This window comes from Superficieibacter sp. BNK-5 (assembly GCF_047456055.1).
GTDB lineage: Bacteria > Pseudomonadota > Gammaproteobacteria > Enterobacterales > Enterobacteriaceae > Superficieibacter.
Window position 1 is genome coordinate 1,057,953 of the sequence record NZ_CP179893.1, and the last position, 19,976, is coordinate 1,077,928.

Below are 19,976 nucleotides of genomic sequence, written 5' to 3' on the forward strand. Positions count from 1 at the left end.
GGATTACTCTCCTTTAAGCACTTTCGCCGGTTCGACGCTGACTGCACGCCGTACCGGCACAATGGCCGCGAGTGCCGCGACCAGTAAAGACAGGATCAGGGTGATGGGCAGCACCGGCAGGCGCAGCGAGATGGCGGCGTTAAATACCGTCAGCCCCAGCAGTTGCGCCAGCAGATAGCCCAGGATCCAGCCCGCCACTACCGCCGCCAGGGCGATAATGCCAGTCTCCAGCAGCATCTGGCGGATGATATCGCCATTACCCGAACCCAACGCTTTTTGCAGCGCAAACTCACGCGAACGTTCCCCGACGATAGCCATCAGGGTGGTATTTACGCACAGCGATGAGAGCGCAAGAATAACCAGCGAAACCAGCCCCATCAGCCCTTTGATCTTGTCCAGCACCTGCCCTTCCGACGCGGAGACTTTGCGCACCGGGCGGATCTCGAGATCGGGGAATTGCTGCTGCAAACGCCGGGCGTAGCTTTCCACCTGGCCGACGTCATTACTGACGCTCAGCAGCCCGTGACTGATTTTACCTGGCTGACGTAGCCATGCCTGGGCCACATCAAGGCTGACGATAAGCATATTGTCGGTGGCATCGCCTGATTCCACGATCCCTTTGACCATCAGCTTTTTCCGCGCGTTATGATCGACCAGGGTGATGCTGTCGCCCGGTTTAACATTCAGCCGTTCCGCCAGCTTCACGCCAACCATCGCGTTGCGATCGTCAAAGCTGACGTTGATCCAGTCGCCGGTTACCTGCCAGTAAGGAGCCAGTTTTTGCAGCGATTCAAACCACACGCCGACGATCACCACCTTTTCCAGCTCGGTACGCGCCATGCCGTACAGCCAGGGGCTGGCACCATAAATTAGACCTTTGGGTGCCTGGTCAAGAATGGTCTGGAGTTCCGCCTGCGGCATACTGGCACCGTGACCGGGACCAATATAGAAATTGGCCCCGAAGGTGCGCAGCTCTTCACTCATTTTGGTATTGATGTCAAACCAGACGGCGGAAAGTGCCGTCACGATGGTGGCTCCGACCATCAGCGCGGCAAAGACCACGCTAACGCGCTGAAGTCGCAGGCGTAGCGCCCGCCAGACCAGTAACCAGAGCATGTCGCGCTTAGCGGCCATACAGCACCTCCACCGGATAAAGACGGGCGATACGCCGCGCCGGGAACCACGTGCCCAGTAGCGCAATCAGCACCGCGATCACCAGTACGCAGGGGACGACGATCCATGCAAAGTTCAGCGGCGCATCAAACAGCATCAGGCCAATCGCTTTTGCCAGCCCCCATCCGGCAATACATCCCAGCGCACCGCCTGCCAGTCCGCTTGAGGCGGCTTCCAGATAAAACAGCAACAGGATTTGCCACTGTCGCGCGCCGAGCGCTTTCATCAGGCCGATTTCCCGCGCGCGCTCCATGATGGTGCTGGTCATTAGCGAGGCAATGCCCATCGCGGCGGCGGCCAGCGCGGCCAGCGTGACCACCGCCATCAGCAGCTGGATTTTGTCGATAACCACCCCTTCAGAGGCAGCAACCTGCCAGACCGGACGCACTTCCGCCCCGGAGATCGCCTCTTCCAGTTGATGAGCAATTGAGGAGACATAGGCCGTGCAGTACCAGAGGTCGTACTCTTCAGCATTAAGCGCTTCAAGGTTTTCCCGCGCCCGGCGGGACAGCTCATTTTCTGGCACCGTCAGGGCCGACACGCGGATGGTCTGTACCTTACCGGGCAGCCCCAGCAGGGTTTGCACAACATGTAACGGCATTACCAGTTGGTTATCTTCCTCGCCGCCGCTGGACAAAATCCCGCTAACGACAACGTGCTGAGAACGTTCTTCTGCCTGCACCGTCAGCGTATCCCCCACCTTCCAGCCGTATCGCTTCGCCAGCGCGTGCCCGACTAAGGTTTGCGGCGCGTCACCCGCAGGCTCCTGTGGCCACTCGCCGACGACCTGCCAGAAAGGGCTGACGGTACGCTGCCCGGTTTGATACCCCTCTTCATCCGGGATATCGACTGGTTGACTAAAAAAGGTGCCCAGAATACGCACATCCTGATGATTCACCGTCACGTCGCCGCCCAGCGCGGGCGCAAAGCCAACAATGTTATTACGCCAGAAAATATCTTTAATATTCGGCAGTTCCGCTTCGTCGAGAAAATCCTGTCCGGAAAGTGGGCTGCTTTTTTCGCTGAACAACGCGGGCAACGCGGCCTGCCCGGCAGGTTCAATCAGGATGTTTGCGCCGTAAGATTTCAGCTCGCGCGACATCTTATCGCCAATATCAATCGACACCGCCAGCAGCGCGGAAATCAGGCTGGACGCCAGGAACACGGTCAGGATCGCCAGTCCTTTACGCCGCACATTGCGGCCCCAGGACTGTCGTAGCATTCGCCATAGCATGACTATTCCTCCTTCATCCCGGCGGGAACAAACTGTTCAGGCGTGTCGCGGAAGCGGTTGTAGTTCGCCTCTGAGGCAAAGAACCAGGTTTTACCGCCGTAGCTGTATTTAAATTCGGCGGCGGTATTGGTGAGCGATGAACCATCCACCGGATCGGTAACCTGAATAGTCAGCACCGTTGAGAAGTAATTCACCCCCGCTGCCAGCGACGCCCCGGGAATGGTCAGCGTTTTGTCGTCATTGCGCCAGTTTTCAATCGGCACAGGGTTACAGCCGCCGGGTTTACCGATGGACGGAATAAAAATATGCACCCCGCAGGCGACGCAGATCACCTGATTACCTTCCATTACGTAGCCCTGATCGCCGCACAGCAGGCAGGCGTCAAAGACCACGCCAAAACGCAGTTTGTCGGGATAACGGTTGATGACGAAAAAGCGCACCGCCTTGCCATCATCCGCTACCCAGACAAAACGGTGCAGCTTACCGTCACGTAGTTGCTCAACCGGCAGATGGATCTGACCATCGCTTGCGAGGGTCACCGGCTGCGCTTCCGACAGCCGGGGCGGCTGGGAAGCCACTAACACCCACCAGAGCTGGCCCGCGACGACCACTGCTGCGCAGCCAAGGGTAGTCAGCAACAAACGCATGGCATTGCGTCGCCGGGCCAGCGCCAGACGATGTGCCACCGCGTCATGCGTCGCCGCTGTCTCGCGGAAATAGCGCCGCAAAGAAGGAAGCCAGCACAGGCACAGCCCCAGCAACAATGCGGCTCCCGCCCAGTTATAGAGCGCCGCGTTATTGGTGACTCGCGCGACAAAACTCAATAGCGGTTTCGCCAGCGGCACGATTTGCAGCTTCATCATCAACAACAGCACATTACCGCTCAGCGGCAGCCATAGCATGACGACAATCACTATCGTCAGCGGCCAGTAAAGCCAGCGCATCCGCCGAATTAACATGCCGCATACCGTCGCCGCCAGACTAAGGATGCCGAACGCTACCACCAGCGCGCTCAGGTTCAACAACAGGTCGGTATTCAGGACGTGGGTGCTGGTGAGTCCGCCAAGGTTAGGATCCTGCGCCCAGTGGCGCGCGGCCGCAAAAACGAGGATGCCCTGCCACAGGTAGCGCAGGCGGATTGATGCCCACCAGAAGCTCAGCAGGAACAGGAAAGAAATCAGAATTTCAGCGCAGACCAGCAGCAGTTCACCTTGTCGTGAACCGTGGAGGTAAAGCCCGGCCAGCAGCCCGGCCACCAGCGCAATGACCAACGTCCACACCAGCGGTCGCAGCCCTGGCGCATCACCACGGCTCCACAGCACGCCGGATAACAGTGCAATGCAGAAAAAAACCTGTAACGTCGTAACGAAAAAATAGCTCATAACATCCGTTCTGTACGGCAGAGAGGGTGATCAGAAACGCGTGCCGGGACAACCATACGGTCATCCCGACCTCCCGGCTTAATTCAGGCCGACATATTTAAATTCATAGCTAACATCAAACGGTTTCCACCAGCGGCCAACGCCAGTTTCGCTGTCGGTATGGCGGTGCATCCCGGCTTTTGATGGTGGGTCAATGTGGTAGGTGACTTTGTAGTTACCCACACCCATCATTTTGATGTTAGCGCCGTAGTGCGGGCCGTCGCTGGCGACCATCGGCATGAAGGTGCCTTCCTGTTTTTCGCCCGTATCGTTATTCACCAGGGTGTAGTTAATGGTCAGGAACGGGATCCATTCCCCGGCACCAAAGCCGTTTTTATTGCCTTCCACCGCATGAATATCGGCTTCCAGGTGGATATCGGATTTCGCCGCTGGCAGGCCCATGCCGCGCGGCTCCATATCAATCGGCTGCAAATAAACGGCGGCCAGTTCCATCTCGTTCATCGTCACCGGTTCGCCAGCCGGATACTCTTTAAACGCCAGCGCGGCAGGCGCGGTAAAAATCCCGGCGATCACGGCGCTGGCAATCAGGGTTTTCTTCATAGTCATCTGACATATCCTCTTGTCGTAAAAAGGGTTACGGGTTGTTTTTTATGGGTTCCCCCGGAACGTGACTACGCCGCCGCATTACCCAGAGTGCAACCAGCGCGGCGATCAGCAGCGCCACCTGCGGCAACAACGTTTCCAGCCAGGGATAAATTCCCAGCCAGCTGATTTCGGGCACGCCGGGGATCAGAGTAGGCTGGAACAATTTGCCTTCCACCAGTTCCAGCACCCCTTTCCCGGCGAAGACGAACGCCATCAGGTACATCAAACTGCCGGTAAACATAAAGAAGGGTTTCAGCGGCAGACGAACCACCGAATAACGCATGATGAGCCACGCGATCAGCAGGACGACGCAGCCAATGACAAATCCAGCGCCAATCGCCACATGACCCGCGAGATCCTGTGCATCGCCAAGCAGGGCGTAATAAAACAGTACGGTTTCGGCCCCCTCGCGATAGACGGCAAGAAAGCAGGTCAGCCACAGACCGACCAGCGATCCGCGGGATAATGAATGGGAAAGTTTGCCCTCCAGCCAGGCTTTCCAGTGCCGGGCCTCGACTTTGGAGAGCAGCCAGTAACTCATGAAGAACAGCATCACCACCGCAATCAGCATGGTAAAGCCTTCCAGCAGTTCGCGGCTGGCACCCGAGTTGGTAAACAGCAACTGGAAGATAACGGCGGTGATCACACTGGCAATCAGCGCGACCACCACCGACTGACGGATTAGCGGCAGTTTGTCCTTGTGATTATTTTTCACCATATATGCCACGATGGCGGCCACGATCAGCAGCGCCTCCATCCCTTCACGGACGATGATCATCAGGCTGTACAGCAGCAGGCTCCACTGCGTCTCTTCCCCTTCGCCCAGCAGGGCGACCGCTTTCGTCAGATCCTGTTGCAGCGCCGCCGCTTCCGCATTGATTTTCTCTACCGGCTGACCCGCCTTCATCAGGCCGACCATCCGCGTGAAATAGCCTTCGAGGGTGGTTTTAAACGCGGCATCGCGCGAGCCGATTTTGTTCTCCATGCCGCTGGCTTCGAAATGGTCGAAATAGGTGTCCTGCACGCTCAGGATCGCATCCGCCGCACCGCCGTTCTGATATTGAGCAATAGCGCTGGCAATACTTTGATTAATACCGTTCGCCACGCTGCCCCAGTCGGTGCGGGACGCCGCATCGTCAGCGGCAGGCGCTGTCCCCTGTTCCTGCGGCGCGTTCACTGGCTGCTCGTCACGGGTCGTCGGCAGGCCAGGCAGAACGTCTTCGATATCCTGTAGCAGGGTCGTGACCTGGTAAGAGACATCGTTCAAATGGTCAGGCTGCGCGGTCAGCGCAATTAGCGCCGTAAACTGTTGGTTAATAGACGCGGCGTCTTTGGCCGAGCGGTTCTGGCGCACCGACATCTCCATTTCCGAGTTTTTAAATCCCTGATAGTGCGCCTGCTGTACATGCTGGCTGGCGGCGCTGTAGTTGCCCGCCTGATAGTCGTTGACCGCCTGTGCCAGCAGATCGTCAATGGTACGGAAGCTGTCCTGCCAGTAAACCGCGATATCTTCTCTGGAAAGCGCGTTATGCTGCTCTTCTGCCACCAGCCGGTGTCCGCCGTCCAGTACCGGTTCCACCTCGCGCAGCGCCTTTTTCAGGCCGTCAATTTTGGCCTGCACTTCCGCAGTCGGCTTACCTTCGCCGATCATCCGGCGGATCTCGCCGAAGGTGCTTTCCATTTCATAGCTTTTACGGGCGGAAAAATTAATTCGAATCGGCCCTTCAAGGTTTTCAAAGACTTCGAAGTAGGCCGACTGCACTTCACGCCGCGCTTCATTGTTTTTCTGCTGCTGATAAAGCTCGGCAGTTTTATCCAGCCGCTGTTCAATATCATTAATGTACGGCGCATAGTTTGGCGCGGCCCACGCGGTTGCGCAGAACAACACGCCGAACAGCGCGGCAAGAAAACGGCAAGGAGATGTGAGCACGACGCATACCATAAATAACACAAATGATAACGATTATCATTATCTGTTATTGGCGATTTGTATATGACCTGGATCATAAAAAAGAGGTGTAATTAAGAGTTATTCAAATTATTTCTAATAATTACTATTTAATAACCAGAACATAAGTGCTTTCTCACCCAATAAAGGCGACAACAGAAACGGAAATAATGGTCAGAAAAATGTGGATATTCGACTGAAGGGAATAAAAAAGCCAGCGCTTGTAATCACGCTGGCCATATACTTAGTATTTTATTATTAGTGGCTTACGGATTTAAAATATCCTTATCCGCCCGCAGATGTTGCAGAAAAGGACCAAAACCACGCTCACCCATCCAAAAACGCATACTTTTTTCAACGCCGGAAGAGGTCATGGTCGCGCCAGAAATACCGTCCACCGTATAGTCGTCATGAGGACCCGCGCTGTTCTGCACCACCTTCAGCGCGGGCTGACCGTGCTCATCTACCAGACGTTTTCCCGGCCACTGGCTACGCCATTCAGGATCTGCCACTCTCGCGCCCAGCAGAGGGGTTTCATTTTGTTGGTAGTAATTAATGCCTTTTACCGTGGTGCCGTCGGTATCCAGCGCCACGAAAGCGTACATCATCGACTTCGCGCCCTTACCGTTAACAGGCAGAATAACCTGTTGAATATCGCCGTTTTTTCCTTTCAGCAGATAGATTTCAACGCGGTCGCAAAGCGGTCCACCGTCGCCAGGTGCCGTACAGGATGCCAGCGGCTCGCCGGTAGCGTCAGGCGGCAGCAGTTGCCCACGTTTCAAATCCACCAGCCGGGGAATGATGCGCTCGTGGTAAAGCGCACTAATATCCCGATCGCTGCGCTCTGCCAGTCCAGCCAGCCCGGCCACCTGCAGGATGGCGACTTGCTGCGCTTTATTTTCTGGCACGCCAGGCTCCCGAATCACCAATAAATAAAACGCAACAACTGCAAAACACAAAACAATAATGAAGATCACAAATGCAATAATAATTTTACTTTTGCGCATTCCACTCTTTTCCCCATGAGGTATCTCACCGCAGAATAGTGCGGCGTGATTTTTACGGATAAGACAATACAGAATGACGCCAGAATAATACTTTTGCAACTCCCGAAAGGAATAACGCCATCCTGGTGAATCACCGGATGGCGTTAATTAATCAGAATAAATCGTTCAGCATCACACCCACACCAACGCGGGTTTGATTAAAGTTATAATCAATAAGCGACTCACCATAACCGCTATACACCTGGGTATAAAGACGCACATGCTTCGATACCGGATAACTGACACCCAGTTCCGCGCCGCCGTAGCCCGTGTTCCAGTTATATTGCCCTTTCGCGCTCAGAACGGCCTCACCCAGCTGATAACCGAGCTTAAGCTGGTAATAACCCATATATTTGGTGATATCCGGATTGTCATCCGTGCTGCCCAGCACGTACCACGGCTTCACTTCAACCAGCCAGTTGCCGTTTTGCGCCATTAAACGCGTATAGGCGCGATTCCAGCTACGCGATGTCGGATCGGAACGACCATTGGAGTCGTGGTTGAAACCTACTTCGATATCGCGTAGTGACCAGTCACCCAGACGATAATCAGTCGCAAAACCGAGAAAAAGCTGAGGCTCATAGTTCGTCTCGCGGAACGGTGACGATTCACCGCTATTCGACAGCTGCCACCATGACTTTTGCGTATAGGATGCGCCCAGCACCGAATTCGGTCCAAGGATGCCACGCCAGAACGGAAACGCCAGGCTAAGCTGGAATTTCACTTCATCTTTACGCGCGTTATCCGCCCAGTTGTAGGTGTTGATCGCCTCTTTATTGAGATCGCTGGTCCAGGTATAAAGCACATAGTTTGAATCATACGGATACAGCGTGAACGGATTATCATGTTCCTGCAGAAGGTTAGCGATGATACTGCCCTTTACCGCGGGCGCATCGTGTACCTCTTTAACCGTGGCTTCCTGCGCGCAGGCAAAAAAGGGCAATAGCGCCGCTAACGCGGTTAACCTGGCCAAAGACTTACGCTTCAATTGAGTGCTCCTGAACAAAATTATTATGTTTGTATAAAACTGGCTAACAAGCATTCTACATATTTCTCATTTTGATGCCTATCAAAGGTGATTCGGATCTGGCATTCAACAAATCACAAGCATAAAATCAACATATAATTAACAATCAGCAAGATGAGCCTTTTATGTCAGCCGTACTTACCGCCGAAGACACCCTCCGCATGGTAGGCGAAATTTTTGTCTACCATATGCCTTTTAATCGTGCGCTCGGCCTGGAGCTGGACCGCTACGAGAAAGAGTTTGCCCAGTTGAGTTTTAGTAACCAGCCGATGATGGTGGGCAACTGGGCGCAAAGCATTCTGCACGGCGGCGTGATCGCCTCGGCGCTGGACGTGGCCGCAGGTCTGGTCTGCGTAGGCAGTACGCTCACCCGCCACGATACCATCAGCGAAGAGGAACTGCGTCAGCGACTTTCAAGAATGGGCACCATCGATTTGCGCGTCGATTATCTGCGTCCGGGACGCGGCAACCGCTTCACGGCCACCAGCAGTTTGCTGCGTGCCGGGAATAAAGTCGCCGTCGCGCGGGTGGAATTACATAACGAAGAACAGGTTTACATCGCCAGCGCAACCGCCACTTATATGGTGGGTTGAGCCAGTAAATTCGGGTAGACTGGGGTTACTTTTTTGTAACGAGTTTTTCCGATGGATGCTAAACAAACGCGGCAAGGAGTGTTGCTCGCCCTTGCTGCCTATTTTATTTGGGGCATCGCTCCCGCCTACTTCAAGCTGATTTACTACGTTCCGGCCAACGAAATTCTGACCCACCGCGTGATCTGGTCATTCTTTTTTATGCTGGCGCTGATCAGCATTAGCCGTCAGTGGACGCAGGTCAAAAAACTGCTGGCGACGCCGAAAAAAATCTTTCTGCTGGCGCTTTCCGCCGTGCTGATCGGCGGCAACTGGCTGCTGTTTATCTGGGCGGTGAATAATCATCACATGCTCGAAGCGAGCCTCGGCTACTTTATTAACCCGCTGGTGAATATCGTGCTGGGAATGATTTTTCTCGGCGAGCGTTTTCGCCGGATGCAGTGGCTGGCAGTGATCCTCGCCGCCTGCGGCGTGCTGGTGCAGCTCTGGACCTTCGGTTCGCTGCCATTGATCGCCCTCGGCCTGGCCTTCAGCTTTGCCTTTTACGGTCTGGTGCGTAAAAAAATCGCCGTGGATGCACAAACCGGCATGCTGGTTGAAACACTCTGGCTGTTGCCGGTAGCGGCCATCTGGCTGTTTGGCATCGCCGACAGCGCGACCAGTCATATGGGGCAAAACACATGGTCATTGAACCTGCTGCTGATCGCCGCGGGTATCGTGACGACCATCCCGCTGCTGTGCTTTACCGGCGCAGCGACCCGCCTGCGGCTCTCTACGCTGGGCTTTTTCCAGTATATTGGTCCGACGCTGATGTTTCTGCTGGCGGTGGTGTTTTATGACGAGCATCCGGGCGCAGATAAGATGGTAACATTCGCTTTTATCTGGGTTGCGCTGGCGGTGTTTGTGATGGATGCGATTTATACGCAGCGACGGGGACGTCGTAGATAGCTGACAAATTGCCGGATAAGCGAAGCGCCATCCGGCAGAAAACCTACAGCCAGTTTTTGCGTTTAAAGTACAGATACGGAGCCAGCCCTGCGAGGATCATAAAGATAATCGCTCCCGGATAGCCAAAGCTCCATTTCAGCTCCGGCATAAACTCAAAGTTCATCCCATAGCTGGAAGCGACCAGCGTCGGCGGCAGAAATACCACGGAGACCACCGAGAAGATCTTGATGATGCGGTTCTGCTCGATGTTGATAAAGCCCATCGCCGCCTGCATCAGGAAGTTCACTTTCTGAAACAGGGATTCGTTGTGCGGCAGCAGGGATTCGATATCGCGCAGGATCTCACGCGCCTGCTCCAGTTGCCCCCCCGGTAGACGCGCTTTGCGCACCAGGAAGTTCAGCGCACGCTGGGTATCCATCAGACACAGGCGGACTTTCCAGCCGATATCTTCCAGCTCAGCCAGCGTGGAAAGCGCTTCATCGTATTCGTCGCCCTGATGGCCTTCCATGATCACCCGGCTGAGTTTTTCCAGGTCACTGTAGATGTTTTCGATTTCATCCGCCAGCTGTTCGATTTTGGTTTCAAACAGATCCAGCAGCAGCTCGTAAGCGTTGCCATCCACCATCTCCTGACTACGGGCGCGCATACGGTATAAACGAAACGCGGGCAGCTCACGCTCACGCAGGGTAAACAGGCGGCCTTCACGGATGGTGAAAGCCACGGTGGAGTTACCGGCGTGATCTTCTGCATCTTCGAAGAAGAAAAAGGAGTGAATATGCAGGCCGTCTTCGTCTTCAAAAAAACGTGCCGATGCCTCGATGTCTTCCAGTTCGGGGCGGGTGGCCAGATTCTGACCCAAATCCATTTGCACACGGTGTCGTTCTTCATCGTCCGGCTCGACTAAATCAACCCATACCGAACTGGCAAGGTGATTGATTTCATCAGCTTCAAGACGAATCAGACGATTGTTTTCCAGTTGAAATGCGCTCAGCATGACCGGGACTCCCAATGCAAAAAATTATCGGACAGTTCGGTGGGCACACAGAAACAATTGGGTTTCAGACCATTAAACAGCCTGACTCAGCGCGACGGGAAACAAGAGAAGTCGCTGACAACCGCTAAGGCTATCAGCAAAAAGGGATAGCCTTAGGAGTTGATCCTGGATGACAGGATAATGAGCCAGTATCTACTGGGTGTGTCCAAGGCGAATGTCCTCTTAGCGTAATCGTGCGCGCATGTTACGCCAGCAGAAATTTGCCGTCAACACGCAACGGGACGCCAACGAGCAATAATTGCCCCTCCGTCATTAAGGCTAGCAGAATATTGCAAAATAATGATATTTTTCTTAAGGTTACACTGTTTCCAGTTTCGCATATGCTGCGACCAGCCATTTGATCCCCTGTCCCTGGAAGGCGACCTGCAAACGGCTGTGTTCGCCGCTGCCTTCAAGGTTCACGATGGTGCCTTCGCCGAATTTTGCATGGCGAACGCGCTGGCCCAGCTTGTAGCCGGTATCATTTTCGGAAATAGGCGTGCCCATCCGCTGATGGTTGACCGGGCGGCTGATACTGGCGCGCAGGCGCACCTCTTCCACACATTCCTCAGGCAGTTCACCGATAAAGCGCGATGGACGGTGGTAAACCTCTTTGCCATACAGACGGCGCGTTTCGGCGTAGGTCATGGTGAGCTTTTGCATGGCGCGCGTGACGCCAACGTAGGCAAGACGACGTTCCTCTTCCAGACGTCCGCCTTCATCCAGCGACATTTGGCTGGGGAACATGCCTTCTTCGACACCGACGATAAACACCTGCGGGAACTCCAGCCCTTTGGCGGAGTGCAGGGTCATCAACTGAACGGCATCCTGCCAGGTGTCCGCCTGCCCTTCGCCTGCCTCCAGCGCGGCGTGGGAAAGGAACGCCTGAAGCGGCATCAGATCTTCGTCTTCGTCGTTGTAGCTAAACTGGCGCGTCGCCGTCACCAGTTCTTCTAAGTTTTCGATACGCGTCTGGCCCTTTTCGCCTTTCTCCTGCTCGTACATCATTCGCAGACCGGAGTCTTTGATCACCCGGTCGGTCTGGACGTGGAGCGGCATATCGGCGGTTTCCTGCGCCAGGGCGTCGATCAGTTCCATAAAGCGCTGTAACGCGCTGGCCGCACGCCCGGCGAGGGCTTTTTCCTGCAAGAGTTCACGGCACGCCTGCCATAGCGTAAGCTGACGCTCGCGTGACGCCTGGCGCACCACGTCCAGCGTGCGGTCACCAATGCCGCGCGTCGGCGTGTTGACCACGCGCTCGAACGCCGCATCGTCATTACGGTTAGCGATCAGGCGCAGATAGGAAAGGGCATCCTTGATTTCCTGACGTTCAAAGAATCGCATGCCGCCGTAGATCCGGTACGGCATGCTTACCTGCAATAATGCCTCTTCCAGCACGCGCGACTGGGCGTTGCTACGGTAGAGAATGGCGCAATGCTCCAGCGCGCCGCCGTTCTCCTGCCAGGTTTTGATGCGGTTCACCACAAAGCGCGCTTCATCCAGCTCGTTAAAGGCGCAGTACAGCGAAATCGGCTCGCCTTCGCTGCCGTCGGTCCACAGCTTTTTGCCCAACCGACCGTTATTGTTTTCAATCAGGGCGTTAGCCGCGCTGAGAATGTTGCTGGTAGAACGGTAGTTTTGCTCCAGACGGATAGTCTGCGCGCCGGGAAAGTCGTTGAGGAAGCGCTGGATGTTTTCTACCTGCGCCCCGCGCCAGCCGTAGATGGACTGATCGTCATCGCCGACGATCATCACCTTGCCGGTATCGCCCGCCAACAGGCGGATCCACGCGTACTGAATGTTGTTGGTATCCTGGAATTCATCCACCAGGATATTGGTAAAGCGCTCGCGGTAGTGCTGAAGAATGTGCGGCTTGTTAAGCCACAGCTCGTGCGCGCGCAGCAGCAGTTCGGCAAAGTCTACCAGCCCGGCGCGATCGCAGGCTTCCTGGTAGGCCTGATAGACCTTCTGCCAGGTCTGCTCGACCGGGTTGCCGTAGCTCTGGATATGGTGCGGGCGCAGCCCTTCGTCTTTCTGGCCGTTGATGTACCACATCGCCTGACGCGGCGGCCACTGCTTCTCATCCAGATTCATTGCTTTGATAAGACGTTTAAGCAGACGTAGCTGGTCTTCGCTGTCGAGGATCTGGAAATCTTGTGGCAGCCCTGCATCCAGATGGTGCGCGCGCAGCAGGCGGTGCGCCAGCCCGTGAAACGTCCCTACCCACATTCCGCCCTGGCTGGTACCCATCAGTTGACCAATACGGTGGCGCATCTCGGCTGCCGCTTTGTTAGTAAAGGTCACAGCCATAATAGAATAGGGCGAGCAATTTTCTACGCTCAACAGCCACGCGATACGGTGCACCAGCACACGCGTCTTACCACTGCCCGCGCCTGCCAGCACCAGCATGTTGCTGCGCGTCGCGGCTACGGCATCGCGCTGTTTGTCATTAAGGCTATCGAGCAGGTAAGAAACGTCCATTGGCACCGCCGCGTTGAAAACAGGAAAACCACGAAACGCGCCGGGGCGTTTCGCTTAGTCGACCAGGAAAACCCTGGTGATTTATACAATACTGCTGGTGATTATATCAGCGTCGAGAGGGATGCCAACCGGGAAATTTCGATATGCGGTAACAGGCGGCTGTCGGTGGCCTGCATCAGATCGGCGTTTTCCGGTTTGATCCAGCAGGCCTGCATACCGCAACGGATGGCCCCCGCGACATCAGTAGTCAAATCGTCCCCAACGTGCAGAATCTCACCGAGGGGAAGATCCAGCCGCTCCGCCGCCAGATGGTACATATCGTGGTAAGGCTTGGAACGCCCATCCGGCCCGGCGCGCAGTACAAATTTAAAATAATCGTTAAGGCCGAACCGTTCCGGCTGGGCATTACCGTTGGTGATCGCCACCAGCGGCCATTTTTCCGCCAGCGCGGTCAGCGTGTCGTGGGTGGCCTGCGGCACATCAATACGGCTGCGCCAGGTCGCAAAATTGACCATTGCCGCCTCCGCACCCGCGGCGGCTTCCTCCCGGCTTAACCCGGCATCCAGCATCGCCTGCTCAACGGCGCGACGCCGCCATTCGGTGACGTCATGGTAAATTTCAGGTTCCGCCTTACGCAGCGCCTGGCGCAAACGCTGAAAATCACTGTTTTCCAGCGCCACCAGCGACGGATGGTAGTTGCGTAAAAATTTCAGCGTCTCTTCCTCGGTACGCAGGATCACCGGGCGGTTATCGTAAAGCGTGTCGTCGAGATCAAAGGTCAGCGCTGAAATAAGGCCCAGCGGTCGGTAAAAGCGCATTATTTCCCCCGTTTGGCGCGCGGATGCGCCGCGTCATACACTGAGGCAAGGTGTTGAAAATCGAGATGGGTATAGATTTGGGTTGTCGAAAGGTTCGCGTGGCCGAGCAATTCCTGAACGCCGCGCAGATCGCCGCTCGACTCCAGCATATGCGTGGCGAAGGAGTGGCGCAGCTTGTGCGGATGAACATGGCTGTTCAGCCCCTGTTTAATGCCCCATTCGGCGAAACGCTTCTGCACATTTCGCGCCGAGATACGCTTGCCGAGCTTCGATAAAAACAGCGCATCCTCATCATTGCCAAACAATCCGCGCAGATCAAGCCAGTGTTCAATCCAGGCCTTTGCGTTGCGTCCGACAGGCAGACGGCGCTCTTTGCTGCCTTTACCCATGACCCACACTTCACCACTATCGAGATCCAGATGCTTAAGATCCAGACCCACCAGTTCGGAGAGACGCAGCCCTGCGCCGTACATCACTTCCAGCATCGCCCGATCGCGCACCGCCAGCGGATCGTTTAAATCGATATCCAGCAGGCGATTCACATCGTCGACGTCAATATTTTTCGGCAGATGGCGCGGCGCTTTTGGCGTTGAGATACCTTTTGCCGGATTCGCTTTCAGCTCTCCCTGGCTAATCTGCCAGTCGAAAAAGCTACGCAGCGCGGAAAGGCGCAGCGCGAGGCTCGTAGGGCCAAGACCTTTGCGGCGGCTGCGAACCGCCAGGTTACGCACCATCGCGGCGTCGCACTGCGACCACTGTTTCAGCCCGGCGTCATCGGCAAGGGCGATAATGGCGTCAAGCTGACGTTGATAATTAAGCAGCGTGACGGGGCTTAGCTGGCGCTCAACGCTGAGGTAGCGCAGGAAACGCGCCACCGCCTCGTACAGCGGGGAGTCGCTCATACGCGTTCGATCCAGCGTTCAAGCAGGCCGGGGAGCATGAGGGCGATTTCCTGGAGTAGTTGCGTGCCCTGTCCCGATTCATAATGATGCGGATCGCGGCTGCTAAAAATCATCACGCCCAGATCGCCCTCGCGGCCCAGCAGCGATAGCGCCACCGATCCGATGGCTTTCGCCTCAGGCAATGCTACCAGCAGTTCTGGTCCATTCAACGTCCCGAGGTAATGATTTCCCTGCCCCAGGCGCTGAATGCGCAGCGGCTCAAAAACCTGGCGGCTGAGCGCTAAATGGGTAAAACGCGACGGTGCGCCGATGCGCCAGCGATCCGGGAACAGGCGAATAGTCGCCCCCGCCAGACCCAGCTCGCGCGCCCAGCGGTGGAGACGATTTAACATCTCTTCCAGACTGTCGGCCGCCGCCAGACGATTTTGTAAGTTCAACAAACGATGGAACAGGCTTTCGTTGGCGCTGGCCTGCTCCATCAGCAGCGTCATATCATCTTCCATCTGAGTGATATAATTACGCGCGCGCACCATATGCCACTCGACCAGCGATACGGCACCGCGCACCGGGTGCGGCACCTGCATCTGCTCTACAAGGCAGGCATTACGAATGAAAAATTCAGGATGTTGCAGCAGATAGTCCGCTACGATGCTGTCATCCAGCACGGCTGGCGTATCCAGTTGCTCTTCCCCAATCTGTTTCATAAATGGATAAATCCGTCGTAAACATGTGTCGCCGGGCCGGTCATAAACAGCGGATGACCCGAACCTTTCCAGCCAATATCAAGACGCCCGCCAGGTAATTCAACGCGGACCTCTTCTGCCAGTAACCCCTGTAAGATCCCCACGGCAACCGCGCCACAGGCACCGCTGCCGCAGGCTTGCGTCTCGCCCGCACCGCGTTCATAGACGCGCAGGCGGATGTGCTCGCGGCTCACCACCTGCATAAAACCAACGTTTGCCCGTTCCGGGAAGCGTTCATGATTTTCCATGATCGGCCCCAGCGTTTCCACCGCAGCGGTGGCGACATCATCGACCTGAATCACACAATGGGGATTTCCCATTGAGACCACGCCGCAGAGTATGGTTTGCTCCGACGCGCGCATAATATAGGTCTTTTCCGCTTTGTTGGCGCGGAACGGCACCTGCGACGGCTCAAAATTCGGCTCGCCCATATTCACCCGCACCAGCTCATCTTCGGTCACGCTCAGCACCATTCTGCCGTTAGCCGTGCTGACACGGATATCGCGCTTATTAGTCAGTCCTTTCAGGCGCACAAACCGGGCAAAGCAGCGCGCGCCGTTGCCACACTGCGCCACTTCGCTACCGTCGGCGTTGAAGATGCGATAGTGGAAATCGAGATCGGGATCGTAAGGCGGTTCTACTACCAGCAGTTGATCGAAACCTACCCCCAGATGCCTGTCCGCCAGACGGCGGATGAGTTCTGGTGAGAAAAAGAGATTCTGCGTCACCGCGTCGACGACCATAAAATCGTTGCCAAGGCCGTGCATTTTTGAGAACTGCATTATCTGCTCCATGTGCGCGGGTACAGAAAGAAACGATCAGTAATCAACCTGAGAAGGGCCTTCATCCGTCGCGCGATCGTTACGATCTGGCGTGGCGCTTTGCGTTTGTGGTTCGACCTTCTTCGTCGGCGGCGGCGCTTTTTCATCAGCGGGCGGAAAATAGAGCGGCCCTTTCAGACCACAGCCCGTCAGGCTAAAGAGTGTGATAAGAACGGCCAGCGAACAGAAAACGTTTTTCATTGAGGGTTGCCTGTAAGTTCATGCTTTCTGTTGTCTATCATCGCAGGAGAAGAGGTAAAAGCAAGTCTTTATAAAATCCGAAAAGCGGCGTTGTAACGCAGTTAGAGTAAGAAGGCGCTGGAAGATATGCTCTACTAATTTATTAACCCTCTTACCCGGTAGTCAGGATGACACGGTGATGAACAGAAATCTTCTTTATGCTTTTTCTCTGGCGTTAGCGGTACCTGCGGCGTGGGGGTGCAGAGTATATGATCCACCAAACAACGCCTATCAGCAGCAAGGGAAAGGCGTTATCTATATCCAGCCCAACGATAATAAAGGCCGCAACCTGCCGCTTGCAGAGGTTAACTTCCGGCATCTGCGCCGTTTGCCTGATTTCTCTATCGATCCTGCACAAATGGAAGAGTGGGAGGAAATCCCGCCGCTGACGGATCTGGCGACCGATTATGTCAGAGCAGGCGCGCATTCCCGGCAAGAACATTATTCTTACCATAGCGATGGGCGGTACATTGTTTACGCAGGTCAGATTGTACGCAATCCGCCTAATAAGCCACCGGTAGATGTTGCCACCTTTCGCGCCTTTGGAAATTTCGCCGCAGATAAAGATAGTCTCTATTACGCAGGGGAACGCACGGAGGATAACGGTGGTGAAGAAAGTGTAAATATGAAAACGTTGCGTAAGGTCGTTTTCAACGGCACATGGAATCCGGATTGGTTAGGACTTATTTTGCGCGACGGACGTTATCTCTACGTAAACGGACGACGCCTTATCGATCCTGACAGTTTTACCGTGCTGGCACAAAAATCCTGGGATACGGGCGGAAAATTTTCCGCCACGTTTAACCCTTGTGTTATCGCACCTTTTGGGCCGTGGGATACGTTGGCTCGCACTCGCACAAAAATCATGATCAATGGCGAACAACTGGACGCTGATCCAGACACTTTTTCAGTGGTTCGCTGGATGCCCGGCTCGCTGTTGAGCTGGCGGGATAAAAATGGCCTGCACCGTTATGTTCTCAACCAGGATAATCTGGATTGGGACGAGCAAGCGAACAAACGCTGTGCGGCATTTAGTATGACAGAGAAAAACGTTTTCTGGCGTAAAGGCCCGCTCTGCGAGCAGGAAGAAATTCCCGGCCTCGACCCGGAACAATTCAAGCCAATAAACGGTACGGTGGCACAGTATCAGGACACGTTGTATGTCATCAGGAAAACGGAATTTGGCGAAAACAGACTGGACACGGTAATCCTTGATAAACCTGGCTTAACAATCGATAAACGCTTTAACGCCGGGAGAAACCATGGTTATCTGCTCACAAGAAGTGAAGAATTGCAAATTTTCGAGTCTTCAGGACCGTTAATCCTGATGGATTATCACGTACCTGATGAACGCGAGTCCCATCTTAGCGACAGCCCGCATTACAAAAAATGGTATGCACGAGATGACCGCTACGTTTACGCTTTCGATGGTGCACAACTCTGGCGCTACCCGACACCCAATGCAAAAGCAGTACGTGTGATATGGCAGACGATGCACTCACGGTACGGCTATTGGGCAGACTTCAAAAGTGGTCTCCTGGACGGTGAACTTATGAGGGATGGTACTTTTATTCCGACAGGCATACCACGCCCGCCCTTCGCCGAAACGGCCGAAATATCTCCGGAAATGAATGAAAACACGTTTGATGTAGGTAAAACAGCGGTTCGCTGGCGCAAGGCGCTATCACCCGATTCACAATGGGGTGCATGGGAGATATTGCCAGATCTGGATCCTAAACAATTCCGCATCATTACTGAACGCATTGCGCAATATCAGAATCGTTTATATATAGCGACCTTATCGCCGTTCGGTGAGGATCAGCTTAATGTTATCACTCTGGATAAAGCTGACTTAAAGATTAATCGCGATTTCAATGGCGGTAAAGATCATGCTTATTTTATCCGTAACGATGGTCGGTCCCAAGACGTGCAGGTTATAACTATTAGCGGGCAGCTAACAACAACCGAGCGTTTCGCTTATGACGATCGTTATGTTTATACCTGGACGGATTCCCAGCTCACCAGAACGTCTTCGCCATGCCCTGAAAAAACACGCGTAAAAGAAAAGAATGTTCGGGAGATCCATAACTACGACATTCTAATTATCAAAGAGAAAAAAGAATGCTTAAAATAACCTGTGTACTTTCATGATGTTGTGCATTTACGCTAGTGCACGCTGAACCTGAACATTGTATCTATCAGTGCTCATAAGGTGCCGGGCTATAACAGTGACAATACGCCCGGTGCCATTCGGAGAATGACAGAACAGCCACGAACCAACGCTATTCGTTCAAATGCGGGATAGCCTGTCCCGATATTACGCCATACTCGTTAAAGGAATAACTCATGAGACCCCTCGATTATATTATCCACTTGATACTTAGCGGCATTATTATAGTTGGAGTGTATCAGTTCTACTTTTTTACCCAGCGGCACATGTTGAGAGAGGCGCGTGAGTTTAGCTCCTCAATTGATGAAAAAATCCCGTTCTGGCCTGGATGGTCATGGGTTTACAGTTTTCTTTACTACCCGGCGATCCTCTACATTAACTGGATCGTCACCGACGAACACCACTTCATCATTATCATTTTTTCCTACATCATTCTGCTGGTGATGCAGATGGCTTTCTTCAGTCTGTTCCCGGTTTCCACGCCTGAACACTGGCGCACGATCAATACGGGCAAAAGCTGGTCCGAGAAATTTCTGCTGTTTGTACAAAAATTCGACGACTCATCAAACTGCTTTCCGAGTATGCATGTCTCCGTTGCCACGTTAACCGCGCTGCTGGCGCTCGGCACGCTGGGACCGTGGGTATTTTTGTTCCCGCTTCTGATTGCCTGTTCCTGTACGTTCACCAAACAGCACTACCTGCTGGACCTTCCCGCTGGCGCAGCGCTGGGCTGGGCGGCTTATGAGGTTTATGGCTGGCTGATGTAAGCCACGCC

The 19,976-nt window shown here is 54.6% G+C and carries 19 protein-coding genes; 4 read left to right on the plus strand and 15 right to left on the minus strand.

Going from position 1 to position 19,976, the window contains the following annotated elements:
• Positions 1-3: 3 nt before the first annotated feature.
• The 7 genes from ACMGGS_RS05110 to pldA all read right to left on the minus strand — a co-directional run bounded on the left by ACMGGS_RS05110 (position 4) and on the right by pldA (position 8,401).
• Entirely contained in the window at positions 4-1,134 is a 1,131-nt protein-coding gene (locus tag ACMGGS_RS05110) for an ABC transporter permease (protein ID WP_414165285.1), read from the minus strand.
• A complete protein-coding gene (locus tag ACMGGS_RS05115; protein ID WP_414165286.1) occupies positions 1,124-2,407 on the minus strand; it encodes an ABC transporter permease in 1,284 nt (427 codons plus the stop codon). Before ACMGGS_RS05115 ends, ACMGGS_RS05110 begins: the two co-directional genes overlap by 11 nt.
• Before the next feature lie 2 nt (positions 2,408-2,409).
• Entirely contained in the window at positions 2,410-3,789 is a 1,380-nt protein-coding gene (locus ACMGGS_RS05120) for a Fe-S-containing protein (protein WP_414165287.1), read from the minus strand.
• 78 nt (positions 3,790-3,867) lie between these two features.
• Positions 3,868-4,395, minus strand: coding sequence for an iron transporter (locus tag ACMGGS_RS05125; protein WP_194208638.1), 528 nt, complete (start codon positions 4,393-4,395; stop codon positions 3,868-3,870).
• 28 nt (positions 4,396-4,423) lie between these two features.
• A complete protein-coding gene (locus tag ACMGGS_RS05130; RefSeq protein WP_414166200.1) occupies positions 4,424-6,376 on the minus strand; it encodes an FTR1 family iron permease in 1,953 nt (650 codons plus the stop codon).
• A 272-nt stretch (positions 6,377-6,648) separates the two neighbouring features.
• A complete protein-coding gene (nqrC, locus tag ACMGGS_RS05135) occupies positions 6,649-7,389 on the minus strand; it encodes an NADH:ubiquinone reductase (Na(+)-transporting) subunit C (protein WP_414165288.1) in 741 nt (246 codons plus the stop codon).
• A 151-nt stretch (positions 7,390-7,540) separates the two neighbouring features.
• A complete protein-coding gene (pldA, locus tag ACMGGS_RS05140; protein WP_414166201.1) occupies positions 7,541-8,401 on the minus strand; it encodes a phospholipase A in 861 nt (286 codons plus the stop codon).
• 179 nt (positions 8,402-8,580) lie between these two features.
• Here pldA and yigI point away from each other — a divergent pair, with 179 nt between their 5' ends.
• The gene (gene yigI / locus ACMGGS_RS05145) at positions 8,581-9,048 is read left to right on the plus strand and encodes an acyl-CoA thioesterase YigI (RefSeq protein ID WP_176917598.1); all 468 of its coding nucleotides are present in this window, start codon (positions 8,581-8,583) and stop codon (positions 9,046-9,048) included.
• A 51-nt stretch (positions 9,049-9,099) separates the two neighbouring features.
• Positions 9,100-9,993 (plus strand): EamA family transporter RarD, encoded by an 894-nt coding sequence (rarD, locus tag ACMGGS_RS05150; RefSeq protein WP_414165289.1) that lies wholly within the window; start codon positions 9,100-9,102, stop codon positions 9,991-9,993.
• A gap of 43 nt (positions 9,994-10,036) precedes the next feature.
• On the opposite strand, the gene corA is transcribed toward rarD, so the two are convergent.
• The 8 genes from corA to lptM all read right to left on the minus strand — a co-directional run bounded on the left by corA (position 10,037) and on the right by lptM (position 16,992).
• A complete protein-coding gene (gene corA, locus ACMGGS_RS05155; protein WP_176917594.1) occupies positions 10,037-10,987 on the minus strand; it encodes a magnesium/cobalt transporter CorA in 951 nt (316 codons plus the stop codon).
• A 152-nt stretch (positions 10,988-11,139) separates the two neighbouring features.
• Positions 11,140-11,196, minus strand: a complete 57-nt coding sequence (gene ysgD, locus ACMGGS_RS05160; RefSeq protein WP_212723238.1) for a YsgD/CorL family protein — start codon at positions 11,194-11,196, stop codon at positions 11,140-11,142.
• 148 nt (positions 11,197-11,344) lie between these two features.
• Entirely contained in the window at positions 11,345-13,507 is a 2,163-nt protein-coding gene (uvrD, locus tag ACMGGS_RS05165; protein ID WP_414165290.1) for a DNA helicase II, read from the minus strand.
• Between the two features lie 101 nt (positions 13,508-13,608).
• Positions 13,609-14,325: a 5-amino-6-(5-phospho-D-ribitylamino)uracil phosphatase YigB gene (gene yigB / locus ACMGGS_RS05170; protein WP_414165291.1), complete on the minus strand. Its 717-nt coding sequence runs from the start codon at positions 14,323-14,325 to the stop codon at positions 13,609-13,611.
• Complete coding sequence (xerC, locus tag ACMGGS_RS05175) at positions 14,325-15,227, minus strand: tyrosine recombinase XerC (protein ID WP_414165292.1); 903 nt, start codon at positions 15,225-15,227, stop codon at positions 14,325-14,327. The genes yigB and xerC overlap by 1 nt, the downstream gene beginning before the upstream one ends.
• Complete coding sequence (locus tag ACMGGS_RS05180) at positions 15,224-15,931, minus strand: DUF484 domain-containing protein (RefSeq protein ID WP_414165293.1); 708 nt, start codon at positions 15,929-15,931, stop codon at positions 15,224-15,226. Before ACMGGS_RS05180 ends, xerC begins: the two co-directional genes overlap by 4 nt.
• Positions 15,928-16,752: a diaminopimelate epimerase gene (gene dapF / locus ACMGGS_RS05185; protein ID WP_414165294.1), complete on the minus strand. Its 825-nt coding sequence runs from the start codon at positions 16,750-16,752 to the stop codon at positions 15,928-15,930. The genes ACMGGS_RS05180 and dapF overlap by 4 nt, the downstream gene beginning before the upstream one ends.
• 36 nt (positions 16,753-16,788) lie before the next feature.
• Positions 16,789-16,992 carry an LPS translocon maturation chaperone LptM gene (lptM, locus tag ACMGGS_RS05190; protein ID WP_176917589.1) on the minus strand — a complete coding sequence of 68 codons (204 nt, stop codon included), beginning with the start codon at positions 16,990-16,992 and terminating at the stop codon, positions 16,789-16,791.
• A 175-nt stretch (positions 16,993-17,167) separates the two neighbouring features.
• On the opposite strand from lptM, the gene ACMGGS_RS05195 reads away from it, so the two are divergent.
• Both ACMGGS_RS05195 and ACMGGS_RS05200 read left to right on the plus strand, forming a co-directional pair.
• The gene (locus tag ACMGGS_RS05195) at positions 17,168-19,165 is read left to right on the plus strand and encodes a hypothetical protein (protein ID WP_414165295.1); all 1,998 of its coding nucleotides are present in this window, start codon (positions 17,168-17,170) and stop codon (positions 19,163-19,165) included.
• Positions 19,166-19,377: 212 nt separating this feature from the next.
• The gene (locus tag ACMGGS_RS05200; RefSeq protein ID WP_414165296.1) at positions 19,378-19,968 is read left to right on the plus strand and encodes a phosphatase PAP2 family protein; all 591 of its coding nucleotides are present in this window, start codon (positions 19,378-19,380) and stop codon (positions 19,966-19,968) included.
• Positions 19,969-19,976 lie beyond the last annotated feature (8 nt).

Bases quoted from the DNA above. Each gene is read 5' to 3' on its own strand.
- xerC (WP_414165292.1), bottom strand. From the start codon at position 15,227: ATGAGCGACTCCCCGCTGTACGAGGCGGTGGCGCGTTTCCTGCGCTAC.
- ACMGGS_RS05200 (WP_414165296.1), top strand. From the start codon at position 19,378: ATGAGACCCCTCGATTATATTATCCACTTGATACTTAGCGGCATTATT.
- yigI (WP_176917598.1), top strand. From the start codon at position 8,581: ATGTCAGCCGTACTTACCGCCGAAGACACCCTCCGCATGGTAGGCGAA.
- dapF (WP_414165294.1), bottom strand. From the start codon at position 16,752: ATGCAGTTCTCAAAAATGCACGGCCTTGGCAACGATTTTATGGTCGTC.
- corA (WP_176917594.1), bottom strand. From the start codon at position 10,987: ATGCTGAGCGCATTTCAACTGGAAAACAATCGTCTGATTCGTCTTGAA.
- ACMGGS_RS05125 (WP_194208638.1), bottom strand. From the start codon at position 4,395: ATGACTATGAAGAAAACCCTGATTGCCAGCGCCGTGATCGCCGGGATT.
- uvrD (WP_414165290.1), bottom strand. From the start codon at position 13,507: ATGGACGTTTCTTACCTGCTCGATAGCCTTAATGACAAACAGCGCGAT.
- ACMGGS_RS05180 (WP_414165293.1), bottom strand. From the start codon at position 15,931: ATGAAACAGATTGGGGAAGAGCAACTGGATACGCCAGCCGTGCTGGAT.
- ACMGGS_RS05130 (WP_414166200.1), bottom strand. From the start codon at position 6,376: ATGGTATGCGTCGTGCTCACATCTCCTTGCCGTTTTCTTGCCGCGCTG.
- ACMGGS_RS05110 (WP_414165285.1), bottom strand. From the start codon at position 1,134: ATGGCCGCTAAGCGCGACATGCTCTGGTTACTGGTCTGGCGGGCGCTA.
- ACMGGS_RS05120 (WP_414165287.1), bottom strand. From the start codon at position 3,789: ATGAGCTATTTTTTCGTTACGACGTTACAGGTTTTTTTCTGCATTGCA.
- lptM (WP_176917589.1), bottom strand. From the start codon at position 16,992: ATGAAAAACGTTTTCTGTTCGCTGGCCGTTCTTATCACACTCTTTAGC.
- yigB (WP_414165291.1), bottom strand. From the start codon at position 14,325: ATGCGCTTTTACCGACCGCTGGGCCTTATTTCAGCGCTGACCTTTGAT.
- ACMGGS_RS05115 (WP_414165286.1), bottom strand. From the start codon at position 2,407: ATGCTATGGCGAATGCTACGACAGTCCTGGGGCCGCAATGTGCGGCGT.
- rarD (WP_414165289.1), top strand. From the start codon at position 9,100: ATGGATGCTAAACAAACGCGGCAAGGAGTGTTGCTCGCCCTTGCTGCC.
- nqrC (WP_414165288.1), bottom strand. From the start codon at position 7,389: ATGCGCAAAAGTAAAATTATTATTGCATTTGTGATCTTCATTATTGTT.